Genomic DNA, 14,862 nt, shown 5'->3' with positions numbered 1-14,862 from the left:
GCAATTTCATGGTCACTCGATAAGACCTTCAAAACAAATGTATTGAAAAAAAACAATCGATTGCTCTTTTTTACCTTAAAATAATAGTATTTTCAGGTAAAGGGTAGTGATTACACTTCTTTAACCCTTTGGTCTTCATGATAAGAATGTGGTTTTTCCAGTAAGTTTTACAGCCGTGGAATTATCTTGTTCCAGGCATTTTTCAAGATAAATATCTGGCATTTATATGCAAACGATACCAATAGTATTTATATCACTTACAGGAAGGGGTGTTTGGAAACATTATGCCTTTGTTTGCAAAGGATGCCTGCGCACATACCGCCTGGAGCAGGCGAGTATTCGATCGAACCCTTCGGAAGGTTATTAAAATTGTTTAGATTGATAAAAAACCGGCAACTCTAATGGCTATTTTGTTTGGTATTAGTTCCAGGTAGAACAGGGTGAGGAACTTTTTATTTTTTGTTTATTGTAGCTGGAAAAAAGTCTGCTATAAATCCGGGTTCAATACGGCAATGATTTAAACTTATTTTGTCAAAGAATAGAATAGTAATAGCGTCTCTGCTCCTGAACCTGTTTATTGATCATTCTGAGCATCATTTCTTAGTATGCCTTATTAAAAACAAATTTTTTAGCTTTGCATTAAGCTCTTTCAGTTTTTCCGGAACGTCTCTGATGCTCCATTTGTTCCTCAATTGTCATTCCAGGATACTTATGACTACTGCTTAAACATGGAGGATATTTCAGCGTAAACCTTTTTGACGGAAATCGACAATCGAAAACATGTTTGCATTAATACTGGTATCCGCAAAGCGTGTAGGTAATTTTAATAGTACCAGGCTTCTCCGCAAATATTTAGCTAGTGCCTAATGCCTTTTATAATCCTGGAGGTTGCATCTGCACAAACTTGTTTGCCATATGATGAATGAATGTGTTATGATCTTTTTTTGTTAATCAGTGTTCATTTTTTGTTTTGTGATTTTTTGTTTAGTACCTTTGCTGGTGAATAACCAGACTATACCTATTGGCACGAATGAGAAACCATAGCAAGGAATTATAACAACCTCACTTTTTAGATAAAATATCACGCATATCCGTAAATGATTTCAATGTGACTTAGTATTTTCTATAATGAAAATCAACAAAAGTCCATACTACTCTTATTCATTTCTGAGACTCAGATATGTTGTTTTTAAGCATTTACCAGAGATATCCGTTCTTAGCATCTCCCGATATTTCAAACTATTTGTCTCCACGAGCAGCAATTGTTCCTCAACAAGGAGCATGATTAATCTCATTAATAATAACCCATGAATGTGTATTTGATAATGATTTTAAGATGACATTAAAATTATTATCAAGCAGCTGGAAGAGCTATGTGAATTAGCTTCTTCATGCACCATTTTGCCAGTGTACGCAAGCTTTATTGTTTGTACCGCCGGAGTATGCCTATTATATTAATGTCAGTAGCCAAAACATACTGATCAAGTAAGTTTTTTAATAGAAAATCTGACGTCCTTTCCTGCTTGAGGGGAAGGCGAAGTGTATCCTTATTCATTTATGCAATTGTATCTCTACTCATGATCGTAACTCGCATGCAAAAGAAGGTTTTATTCCTCTTCTCCGTTTCTCTTTTGACTTTACAACTGAATTTGAAAGCTCAGTTTACGCTCACGGAAACCTTTAAGGGTAGTACAACGCAGGGCACCATCATTATGGGAGACGCAGCCAAGCTAACATCTGGCTCTCCCGATCCCGTCAATCAGGGATGGCTCCGGTTAACACCGGCTAGTAACGCCCAAAGAGGGTATGCCTATATCAATAAATCATTCCCTTCCTCACTGGGCGCACTGATCGAATTTGAGTATAAATCATGGCGCCCCAGTAACGACGCTGGTTACAATGGAGCCGATGGTTTTACTGTATTCCTGTTCGACGCAAGCGTTTCAACTTTTACATTAGGCGCCTATGGAGGCTCTTTAGGTTATGCCAACAATGATACGGACCCCGGTCTTTCGGGTGGTTTCCTGGGTATGGCCATTGATGAATTTGGCAACTTTGCAACCGCAAACGAAGGGCGTAATGGTGGTGTAGACTTTATAGCCGGTGCCCCAATAGGACCTAACGTAGATTTCCCATACCTGCGGCCGAATTCCATCTCAATCAGGGGAGCCACCACTTCTAATCCCTCTACAACTAACCCCTATCTCGGCGGTGTAACCCTTAAGGCCGGCTCGGTGCAGAATATTGGCACCACTATAGGAGATGGAGCGGAGAATGAGATCGACTATAACACATATACCTCTACGCGGCCTACAGATGCTCAATTCTTCCGGCGTGTGCAGATCGATATAAAACCGTCAGGTGTCAATCGATACAGTATAACTGTCAGATGGAAAAAGACGGCCAACGGCAACTTTATTGACCTGTTAACCTTTCTCACGCCAGTGGGTTCTATACCGCCAAGCTTCATGAAAATCGGTTTCGCGGCTTCTACGGGGAACGGGTTTAACTATCATGAGATCAGGAATATCATGGTAACAACACCCGGTAATATCCGTATCACCAAAAGGGCCGACAAGGATGTGCTGCGAAGTGTTCCCGATACGTATAGCGCGAACCAGGTTTCTTACCAGATAGACGTAGCTAATGATAACCCTGTTGCTTTGTCAAATATACTGTTTACAGACAGTCTTACAGATGCGAACGGAAATATAATACCGCTCAGTGGATTCACCATCACTAACGTTACTAACAGCGGCTTTTCCGCCGGCACCACTATTACACAATCACCCACCTCCAATAAGGTCACAGGTAGTCTTAATATGGCCGGCAGTTCATCGGGCCGTATTACCATAACCGGCACTTTGGCTGCAGTACCTATAGGTAATGTATTAAACAACACCGCCAATATTATACCTACCGATATCAGCGATCCTGATATAGACAATAATACGGCCGTTGTTTCTACGCCTGTGCTGGCAGAGAATGTTGATATTATCGTACAAAAGTCAACTAATACGCCTTGCCTTTCTGCTTCCGGGAATACATTCACCACTACGGTACATAACATGGGTACTGTGGCTACTACAGCAGCAGGGAATAAAATAGTGCTTATAGATTCATTTCCGGCAACCTATACTTTTGCAGCCAACAGTAATCCAGGCTGGACAGTTGTAGGGCCGGTTACGTCAGGAGCTAATAAAATAGTGACCTATTCTAATATAAGTACATTAGCCTCAGGAGCGGCTACTTCAGCTATTACCTATACATTAACCGCCCCTGGCGGTGTTACAGGTTATACTGATAAAGTGACCGCCTATTACATGAATAGCAGCAACGTAGACATAGAACTGGTTCCCAACCGTGGCAACAATAGTGCGTCGAATCTTATGCAGGTAGTATCTGCAAATCCAACGGTAACAACTCCCATAACTTATTGCCTGAACGGTACTGCAGTGCCACTTACTGCAACCGCAACAGGGGGAAATACGCTGCTCTGGTACAGGTCGCAGGGAGGCGTTTCCTCCGTTAACGCACCAACGCCGCTTACTACACCCGCCGGCACTACCGCATACTATGTTACCCAAACCAATGGTACATGCGAAAGTGGCTATTCGCAAATTAATGTAGCGGTGCAAGCTGCCGTAGTTGCCGGTGCAATCGGAAGCGCCCAAACTATTTGTAATGGCGCTACAGCGGCCACGCTTACATCCACCACGGCCGGTAGTGGTGGTTCAGGTACCTCCTCCTACCGGTGGGAGAATTCTATAGACGGAGGAACTACCTGGACAACGATTTCTGGTCAGACCGGGACCACTTGTGCACCCGGCAGCCTGACGCAAACTACACGGATCAGGCGTGTATTCATATCCACCCTTAACGGGGTCGGTTGCGAAGCGGCAACAGCGCCAGTTATTATTACCGTACAAAACATTCCCACTGCAGGTACTGTGGATGCCAGTCAGTCTATTTGCACAGGTTCACAGCCAGCGGCCCTAACATCATCAACCAATGGTACAGGTTCCGGAACGCTGACTTACAGATGGGAAAGTTCACCTAACGGTTTAGTATGGACGATTATCAGCGGGCAAACAGGCACAGTATATGCACCCGGAACGCTTACTGCCACCACTTTATACAGGCGCACAACAATATCTACACTTAGTTCCAATGTATGCACCTCTTCTCCGGGAACTCCTGTAACGATTACCGTTTTGCAGCCACCCACTGCGTCATCTGCCGGGCCGGATATAACCCAGAATAATTCCGGGATCTTTACAATGCAGGGCAACACTCCCTCAATTGGCTCTGGTAGCTGGGCCGTAGTTAGCGGAACCGGCACTATCATCGATCCTTCCATCTTCAACACAACCGTGACCATTCCGGCCAATAGTTCAGCTATTTTACGCTGGACGATCGCCAACATTCCCTGCGCTTCGTCAACTGACGATGTAGCGATCACCTACACCCGGTCTTCCAACTTGCAGGTAACCCAAACTGTGGATAACACAAACCCGATAGTTGATGAAAATGTTGTTTTCACAGTTACGGTGAAGAATAATGGTCCTACGGACGCTACAGGAGTTGTAGTCACAGATCTCCTGCCCGCTGGTTATACCTTTGTGAGCGCATCTTCAGGCAGTTATAACAGTACAACCGGCGAATGGACGGTCGGCAACCTTAGTAACAGCATTTCTCAAACATTAAACCTGACCGCCCAGGTTAACGCCAATCAGTCAGATTACACAAATACAACCACCGTTATTGGTACGGAAGCGGATATCGTTCCATCCAATAATACCGCTACAGTAAACAATATTATCCCGGTAAGGTCCGCTGATATACAGCTCAGTAAAACAGCATCGCCCAAACCTGCTGTTGCAGGGCAACCGCTCACTTATACAATAACAATCCAGAATAACGGACCAAGTAATTTATTGACGACCGATGTTTTTTCCATTGCTGAAAATTTACCGCCTGCTTTTGCGGTGTCTTCTTACAACGCTTCGGTCGGTACTTTTAACAGCACTACTCATAACTGGAGTGGCCTCACACTCACACCAGGCCAAACAGCCAGCCTCACCATTACAGGGAGTGTAGCCGCTACAGCAACCGGATCTATAACAAATACTGCAACCATTTCGGTACCAGTTGCAATGAACGATCCCAACCTTACCAATAATAGCCAAACAGATAATACTGCGATTTCAAGGGTGCTGGATCTCGGTATCAGCAAAACAGCCTCTCCGAAACCGGTACAGGCGGGAACAGCCCTTACTTATATATTGACGTTGACTAACAACGGCCCTTCTACACTTCTGCCAGCAGACATTATAAACATCACGGATAATTTTCCCGCAGGTTTCACATCATCATCATTTACACCTTCCGCCGGAACTTTCAATTCCACTAACGGTAACTGGACAGGTCTGTCCGTGGCAACAGGACAAACAGCTACATTAACCATTGCAGGCAATGTAGCTGCTACCGTAACCGGTAGCCTTTCCAACACAGCGAGTGTAAGCGAGCCGGTTGGCACAACGGACAACAATCCCTCCAATAATACCGCAACAGACAACACCATAGTAAACCGTGTAGCTGATCTGAGCATTGTAAAAACCGCCTTACCCGATCCAGCCATAGCTGGTGAAGCAATGACCTATTCTATACAGCTTGTTAATAACGGGCCGGCCGCCTTATTGCCAGCCGATGTGGTCAATATAGCCGATCTGTTGCCCACTGGTTTCACGCCTTCCGGCTATGGAACCACTTTCGGCACTTTTGATAGTAATACCGGTAACCTTACCGGGCTGTCGCTGTTAGCAGGCGAAATCGTAACCATCACCATTACAGGCGTGGTAGCACCTTCGCTTACCGGATCACTCACCAACAGCGCAACGGTAACGGCGCCTACCGATATAACCGACCCTGTCAGCCTCAATAATGCAACGTCAGTTAATACGGTTGTGATTGCAAAACCCGTTTTGAATATTACAAAAACAGGTGCTTCATCACTGACTGCCGGTGCTTCTGTTACTTACACACTGCAAGTGGCCAATGCCGGAAGCAGTGATGCCATAAATGCAGCTATTATTGACGCCGTACCAGCTTCCATCAGTGGCGTAACGTGGACGGCTACTGCAGCGGGAGCAGCTTCCATAATTTCCGGGGTTACCGGCAGCGGTAATAGCATAGCGGTTAACGTCAATATTCCGGCAGGGTCAACCAATACTATTACCGTTAATATCTCTGGTACTTTGGACGCCGGCGCTACTGGCAATATAACCAATGCAGCTTCTGTTGCGTCTTCAGAGCCGCAAGGATCGGGCACCAATTCTTCAATTACTTCAAGCGTCACCAGCACATCAGGCGTGGTTATTTCCAAATCCAGCCCCTCTGCGGTTGTTGCGGGAGAACTGGTAAATTACCGTATAGAAATTGGCAATAACGGCCCCAGCAACGCTACCGGTATACAAATAGCTGACCTCGTCCCTGCAAGTATCAGTACTGTCAGCTGGAGCACGCTGGTTCAGGGAAGCGCTGCAATTACCAGCGGAGCCTCCGGTACCGGCAATGCTGTGAACGTTACAGCCAATATCCCGGCAGGCACCTCCAACAAAGTGATCATCGATGTGTCAGGTACCGTACTACCTGGCTTTATAGGCAGTATAACCAATACGGCCGTTGCCACGCCCCAGGAAACCGGTACCACGCCAGTGAGCGCAAATGCGGTGACACAAATCAGCAGTCATCCGGTATTTACGATCAGCAAATCCGGCCCGGCTACCGCCATTGCAGGTAATAATATCAACTACATAATCTCTGTACGCAATACAGGGCCTTCCAATAGTACGAATACTTCCATTACAGACGTAATACCCGCCACCCTTAGCGATGTAAGCTGGACCAGCCTGGTAACAGATGGCACGGCCACTATTACGGCAGGGGCCACGGGTACTGGCAACATTATCAATGTAACGGGAAATTTCAACGCCAATAGTACGATACAGATCAATGTGAACGGCAATATAAACCCGAACGTACTGACCCCGGTCAGTAACACGGCCACGGTAACACCGTCAGAAGCGGGCGTTACACCAGTGTTGTCCAATACAGTAACAACCAATGTGAACAGCCGCTCTGGTCTTACTATATCGAAAAACGGACCTTCAACTATTATTTCCGGATCTACCATCACCTACACCATCGAAGCAGGGAATAACGGGCCCAGTGACGCTGTTGGCGCCGCTATTGCGGATGCTATCCCTGCCAGCATTATTGATCCATCGTGGACAAGTACTGTACAGGGAGCAGCCACCATATTATCAGGCGGCAATGGTGCCGGTTACAATCTGCAAACGGTGGTGAATATTCCCTCCGGCGCAGGGAATAAAGTAATTATTACCATTATCGGTAAAGTTGATCCCACACTGAATGCCGGCATTACAAATACGGCTACTGCAACGCCACAGGAGAGCAGTAGTCCGGCACCACAATCTTCCGTGACCACAACAGCTAATCGTACACCGGTAGTGGCAATTACTAAAAGCGGCCCCACAGCCTTGTTAGCGGGCGCTAATATCACCTACCTGGTGGAAGTGATCAATATAGGGCAATCAGATGCGCTTAATATGGCCGTTAGCGATATGGTACCGCCGGAAATCGGCGGCGTTTCATGGAGCGCAATTGCCAGCGGCACTGCTTCAATAAGCAACGGTTCTACCGGCGCCGGCAATAACTTAGTACTGGAAGTTAATATCCCCGCAGGCAGTGACAATAAGATATTGCTGACCATTACCGGAAAAATGAGCGGTGCATTTAACGGCACGTTGCAAAACCAGGCAGTAGCTACTCCAGCCGAAGCAGGCACTGTGCCTGTTACATCCGCTGTAACTACCACTGTTAGCAAGATACCCGTATTAGCCATTCAGAAAACGGGACCAGCCAGCATCAACTCAGGCCAGGTTGTTACCTACACGATCAGGGTCAACAACACTTCCACTGCCAATGCGAATGCCGCTGTTATTACAGACAATGTGCCTGCAAATATTCAGCAGGTAACATGGACAGCGATGGCGAATGGAGGAGCGGCCATTACTGCCGGTGCAGCCGGGTCTGGCAATAACATTAGCGTTACTGCTGATCTGCCGGGAGAAACCAGTAGTGAGGTGGTGATCACAGTTAACGGTGTACTGGACGCTTCTGCTACCGGTAACCTGGTAAATAGCGCCACAGTAACACCTGCCGAGCCCGGTGCTGCAACTAAAATATCCGCAGATGTAGTTACCCAGGTAATAAAGTCACCGAGCGTAAGCCTTCTGAAAACCGGACCGGCTACCGCCAATGCAGGACAAACAGTAACATATGTTATTGAAGCTGTCAACAACGGTCCTTCTAACGCCGATAACATTGTTATCTCGGATATTATACCTGTATTACTGACTAACGTCAGCTGGACAGCCGTTGCTAACGGAAATTCATTAATCACAACAACCTCCGGTACCGGTGATGTAAACGTTTCGGGCAATTTACTGGTGGACAATGCCAACAGTATCCAGATCACGGTAACTGGCACTATTCCCTCTGCCCAGCTTAATACTACGATGACCAATACGGCAATTGCTATACCAGTAGAAACCGGCGTAGCAGTAAGTTCCAACAGCGTTCAGACAACCATTATTAACAGGAGCGGTATTGCCATTTCCAAATCTGCACCTGCAGTGATCAATGCCGGAGAAACTGTTAATTATACCTTGACGATCACAAATAATGGCCCCAGTAACGCCGTGGCAGCTCTTATCGAGGATAATGTGCCGGCTGATATCTCAAATGTAAGCTGGACGGCAATTTCCACTGGTAGCGCTCTTGTAACCCAGGGCACTGGCGGCACAGGAAATTCGATAGCCGTAACAGCCAATATCCCCGTGGGTAATACCAATACGGTAGTCGTAAATATCACCGGTCAGCTCAATGCTGATTTTACTAATACGACCCTAACCAATGCCGCCACAGTAACCCCGTCGGAAAGCGGCAATCCGGTTGTTAACTCTAATAATGCGGTGACAAACGTCAATATTCAGTCTGACCTGCGTATGTCCAAAACGGGCCCCGGCAGCCTGTCTGCAGGAGAAATCGTGACCTATGTGCTGACTGTGGGCAATCAGGGCCCCAGCGATGTAACGGGAGCTGTTATTACTGACAACCTTCCTGCTGAAATACGGAACGCTACATGGACGGTAGCAACTGTGGGCACTGCTACAGCAAACACTGGTAGCGGAACCGGTAATGTTAACCTGACCGCCAGCCTGAAAGCAGGCGGTGCTGATAAAGTGATCATAACGATCGTTGGGCAGGTAGATCCATTCACGACGGCAACTACACTGGTAAATACAGCGGAAGCAACACCACCCGCAGGTATTACCGATCCAAGTCCCGCATCGGATGCAATAACAAGCAATATCGCCCGCACCGCGAATGTGAGGATCGTAAAATCCGGACCTTCGGACGGCCGTGCCGGAGACCAGGTGATCTATACACTCCGTGTCACCAATGAGGGCCCCAGTAACGCTCCCGCCACAACTATCATTGATAATATGCCTGCCGGCATAGTCTCTCAAACATGGGTGACTTCCGCTTCCGGCGGCGCCAATATTTCACAAACTTCAGGAACGGGTGATGTGTTGCTTACTGCTGATATTCCATCGCTGACAGGCGTTGTGGAAGTAACGGTAACTGGCATTTTAAACCCGGGCCTGACAACCGGTGCTGCTATCACCAATATCTCATCTGTTTCAGTTGCTTCCGGCATCACTGATCCGGAGCTAACCAATAACACATCGCAGGTCGTTACCAACATTGATAACGAAGCAACATTCCTTGTATCCAAATCAGGTCCGGCCAATGCTAACGTTGGTGATAATGTGACCTACACCATCTCCGTAAAAAATACCGGCCTTGGCGATATCACGAACGCAACAATTGTAGACAATGTGCCGGCGGATGTGCAGGTAACTTCCTGGCAGGCGATTGCCAATGGCAGCGCCTCCATACAGGCCGGTGCCCCTACCTCCGGTAATACAAACGCTATATCCACAGTGGCTGACATCCCGGCAGGAAGTGGCAACTCTGTATTGTTGACCATCCAGGGTATCATACTGCCTACAGCGGGCAGCAGCTTTACCAATACGGCAGAGGTTACCTCGGGTAATGTCAAACATAGTTCGGTGGTCACGAGTGTGAACAGGTCCACTGATATTTCGGTGGTAAAAGCGGGGCCGCAAACACTTGCCGCCGGAGAAGATATTATCTATACGGTTAACGTTTTCAACAACGGGTATGTAAGTGTGCAGGGCCTTCAGATCGTAGACAATGTATACAGCTTCATTTCCAATGTAACCTGGGACGCAACTGTAACAGGGACCGCAACCATAACAGGGGTGACCAGCGGCACGGGTAACAGCATACTGATAACAGGCGATATTCCTGCGGGGCAGAGCAATTACATTACCCTTACCATACATGGAACACTTCCGTCTGGTTTGCCCAACACAAATATCCTGAACTCAGCGGAGGTTATAATGCCAGCCGGTGTTACTGATTACAATCCTGCTAATAACATTTCCGAAATAACTACAGGCGTTGCGCTCAGGCCCAATGTTACGGTGCTGAAATCCGGACCTGGCTCAGCAAACGCCGGCAATTCTATTGCTTATACGATCAATATATCAAACAGCGGTCCCAGCGATGCTTACGGTGTAGTCATTTCAGACATCATCAACGCAGCCATCACTGGCGTGATGTGGACTGCGACGACTGCAAACGGTGCGATCATCAGTTCGGGTGCAACAGGCAACGGGAATAACCTGTCTGCCCTGGCGGATATTCCCGCAGGCGGTAATATTACATTCTTTATTTCAGGTGTTATCAGTCCCGATTTCTCCGGCAATATCGACAATACGGCGGCGGCGGCCATTGGCGCTGCACCGCCTGTACTTTCGCCTGTGATTACTACTGTGGTCAGCAAACAGGTAAACCTGAGCATTATAAAATCCGGCATGCCCTCGTTGAGTGCAGGGCTTCCCATCACATATACCATAGAAGCCACCAATGCGGGCCCGAGCAACACCACCGGTAGTGTGATCACAGACAATATACCGGCCAGTATCCAGCAAGCAGCGTGGTCTACTACAATATTAAATGGCGCCACTGTAACAGCAAACCCAACGGGAACAGGCAACAACCTGTCAGTCACCGCCAATATCCCGGCAAACGGCAGGGTGCTCATTACCGTAACCGGCACAGTAGCCTCCAGTACGACTATGGACCTGACCAATATCGCAGTGTTAACGCCCGCAGAACCAGGGCATCAGCCTGTTTCCAGCCAGCCGGTCATCACAGTGATCAGAAAAACACCGCAGTTGCAGTTGATCAAATCTGCGGCACCGACGGCCGCCAGTGGTGAACAGATCACTTATACGCTTCATCTCTCCAACGATGGCCCTTCTGATGCAGTAGATACCAGGCTGTCTGATGCAGTACCTACAGAAATCAGCAACGTGCAGTGGACCGCCACGGCAGTGGCCGGCGCTTCGATCAGCAACGGACAAACCGGAAACGGTAACAATGTGCTGCTCCTTTGCAACGTACCAGTTGGTGGATTCGTAGATGTTGTCATTATCGGTACCATCGATCCTTTGTTCAGGGGCACACTTGTCAATACCGCTACCGCTATTCCTTCTGAAAGTGGCATACCTGAACAACAACAAACTGTTTCTACCGTGATTACACCAGCTGTTGGCCTTGTTATCTCGAAGAGCGGGCCTGCACAGATCAACGCTGGCAATATGATCACCTATCAGGTGGTGGTTACAAACAATGGCCCCAGCACTGCTCTTAATGCTTCTATCACAGACATGGTGGCAGCGCAGATCAGCAATCCACAATGGACGGCCGTAGCTGAAGGCAATGCCGTTATTCTCTCAGGTAGTGACGGCATCGGCAGCAATGTGGCAGTGACCGCTAACATTCCAGCCAATGCCGCCGACAGGATTATCATCAATATAACCGGCGTAATAGCACCTTCTTACCAGGGCGATATCACAAACACTGCTACTGTTCTGCCCGCAGAAACCAATATAGCAGTGCCCTCAACCCCGGTAGTCACAACCGTTAACAGAGTACCAGTGATTACTATCACTAAATCGGCACCTGAAGCCTTGCGATCCGGCAACACTATAACTTACCTCATTGAAGTGGCCAACACCGGAAACGGTGATGCGCAAAACCTGTCTGTCAGTGATATCATGCCGGCTGTGTTTACAGACGTCAAATGGAACGCCGAGGCCCTGGGCTCTGCGACCATATCGGCTTCCAGCGGAACGGGCAACGTTGCTATCACTGCCGGTATCCCGGCAGGCAGCGGCAACTCCGTCAACATCCGCATTACAGGCCTCATACCCACCAGCTTTGATGGTAACATTGTCAATACAGTAACAGCAACACCAGCTGAAAGCACTGCTGTAGTGGCCTCTTCCAGTGTTACAACCGCCGTTTTCCGGGCCTCTGTTGCGCTTGTAAAAACGGCCACCAACACTGTAGTAAAAGCGGGAGACGTCATCAGGTATGACCTGGTGATCACAAATACCGGATCTTCCATCTTAACAGATGTTACCGTCATTGATCCGGGAGCAGATGCAGGCAGCATCGTGCCCGGCATTACAGCCAGCATCGTGCCCGGCGAATCTGCAACTGTAAATGCGGCTCACACCGTCACCCAGCAGGAAGCAGATCTCGGCAGCGTGATAAACAGCGCCATTGTGGATGCCAGAGCACAGGACGAGGCAGGGGTCAGCGATATTTCGGGCCAGACGGTGTCCGATGATATCCCAACCGTAACCATCATTACTGCCAGATCATCAGTTACACTGGTCAAAACAGCGGCACCGGTGAATCCCACAGCCGGGGAAGTTATTAACTATACCCTGATCTTGAGAAATACCGGCAATGTAACGCTGTATAACCTGGTGGTAACGGATCCAAAGGCCGTTGTCAGTGGCAGTCCCGTGGCTATATTGTTCCCTGGACAGGTAACCACCCTCTCTGCCTCCCACGTGCTTACACAGGCCGACGTGGATGCTGCCTCGTTCTCCAATAGTGCTGCTGTAACCGCTACTCCGGCAAGTGGTTCCAATATCACTGACCTATCCGGAACCGGCGAAGAAAATGACGATCCCACCGTGGTGACCCTGCAACCTGCCGGGACCATAACACTTACAAAGACTGCAGACAACGCAGTTACAAAGGCGGGAGATGTCATCAACTATACTATAGTCGTGAAAAATAGCGGCAACGTTACACTCACAGCCATTAATATCGCCGATGCAGGAGCTGACGCAGGTTCTATTGTACCGGCAACCATACCAACGCTGGAACCAGGCAACAGTGCTACGATCACCGCAACGCATACTGTTACTCAAACAAACGCTGACAGGGGCATTTACCGGAACATGGCAAGTGCAACCGCCACAGATCCCAAAGGTAACTCGATCGTGCTCCCGCAATCAGATGATCCTAACACGCCTGCGATCAATGATTCTGCCACCAGCATTATCACACCGGCCGCCACTGTAAACGTGGTTAAAACCGGCGTGCTTGCCAGTGATGGAAATCACATCAGCTACTCATTCATCATCACGAATACCGGTAACGTAAATCTCAATTCTATTTTGCTGCTTGATGCCAAAATCGGTCTGAACAGAACACCTGGCAGTAACCTCGCGCCAGGCGTTGCACATACCGAAACATATGAGTATCCCATTACCCAGGCAGACAGGGATATGGGATCTGTTACCAATTCTGCAACCGTTTCGGCGAATACACCAACGGGAATAACCGTCACAGATGTTTCCGGCACCTCAGCAATGAATGACGATCCAACAGTGACGACCCTTTCGACCACTGCATCGCTGACGCTGGTAAAAACAGGAGTGTTCAGTGGTAATATCATCACCTACACATTTGCCGTTACCAACACCGGTAGCGTAACGTTGAGCAATATTACTTACAGTGATGTTAAGCTCGGTATTACGGGTAAAGCGCTGGATGCACCCGGTGGATTGCCGCCAGGCGGAATGCTTACGGCTACAGAGGTTTATACGGTCACCGCGGCTGACAGAACGGTTGGCACAGTGACCAACTCCGCATCGGTCAATGCCCGGACAATTGCAGGTGTAAGTGTAACTGATATCTCAGGTACCGCTGCCGGCAACAATACTCCTACGGTTACACCCGTACCGAACAATCCTGTAGCTCATGACGATGCTGTTACTACCAACGCTAATACACCGGTAACGATCAATGTATTGCTGAACGACGATCCGGTCAACTCCACCTTTGATCTGCAGTCTATTGCGATCGTAACACGGCCGGTGCAAGGGCTCGTAACCATCCATAACAACGGCACGGTTACCTATACACCTGCGGTAGGATATACAGGTGGAGACAGCTTTACTTATCGGGTAAAGGATGCATCCGGGTTCTATACAAATACAGCTACGGTAACTATAACTATCAGCTTCAACAATATCAAAATACCCACATTATTCACGCCCAACGGTGATGGGCGTAACGACCAGTTCGTGATCGTTGGATTGAACCAGTACATCGAAAACGAATTGATAATCGTAAACCGGTGGGGGAACGAAGTGTTCCGGCAGAAAAACTATCAAAATACTTGGAAGGCTACAGGCCTGCATGAAGGCACCTACTATTATGTGTTGCGCGGCAAGCGGGATAATAGCAATCAGTGGGAAATCATAAAAGGATACGTTACGCTGATCAAGACCTTAAACCCATAACATAAAA

1 protein-coding gene is annotated in these 14,862 nt (G+C 48.1%); it reads left to right on the top strand.

Translation table 11 applies throughout. From position 1 onward, the window contains the following. Window positions 1–1,592: 1,592 nt before the first annotated feature. Entirely contained in the window at window positions 1,593–14,855 is a 13,263-nt protein-coding gene (locus tag GFS24_RS11715; protein ID WP_173003051.1) for a gliding motility-associated C-terminal domain-containing protein, read from the top strand. Window positions 14,856–14,862 lie beyond the last annotated feature (7 nt).

The sequence above is a fragment of the Chitinophaga sp. SYP-B3965 genome (assembly GCF_009647655.1).
Taxonomy (GTDB): Bacteria; Bacteroidota; Bacteroidia; order Chitinophagales; family Chitinophagaceae; genus Chitinophaga.
This window is presented reverse-complemented; position numbering and strand designations above follow the sequence as displayed.

Bases quoted from the DNA above. Each gene is read 5' to 3' on its own strand.
- GFS24_RS11715 (WP_173003051.1), top strand. From the start codon at position 1,593: ATGCAAAAGAAGGTTTTATTCCTCTTCTCCGTTTCTCTTTTGACTTTA.